Source organism: Burkholderia sp. LMG 13014, assembly GCF_905232215.1.
In the GTDB taxonomy this organism is placed as follows: domain Bacteria; phylum Pseudomonadota; class Gammaproteobacteria; order Burkholderiales; family Burkholderiaceae; genus Burkholderia.
In genome coordinates this window covers 1-218 of record NZ_CAJNKE010001089.1, presented here as the reverse complement: position 1 = coordinate 218, position 218 = coordinate 1, and the positions used below count along the sequence as shown (strand labels likewise).

Here is a 218-nt window from a genome sequence, read left to right as displayed (position 1 = left end):
GCTCTTGATCGTCATCCGCGTCTTGTGTCGCGGCAGTTCGTACGGCGGTAGCTGCAGGCGGTTGTAGGTGCGACCGGTGATGACCGGTTGGTCTGGATCGCCGTCAAAAAAGTCGACGATGACCTCCTGACCGATGCGCGGAATCGCCATGTGTCCCCACAGCGCCCCCGCCCAGTTCTGCGCAACACGGATCCAGCACGAGCTGTGCTCGTCGTGCC

General features: G+C 62.8%; 1 protein-coding gene. It reads right to left on the bottom strand.

Translation table 11 applies throughout. The features are described from left to right. Positions 1-218 (bottom strand): phage baseplate assembly protein V (locus tag JYJ84_RS38205; RefSeq protein WP_240201970.1); only part of this gene is annotated, 218 nt, incomplete at both ends.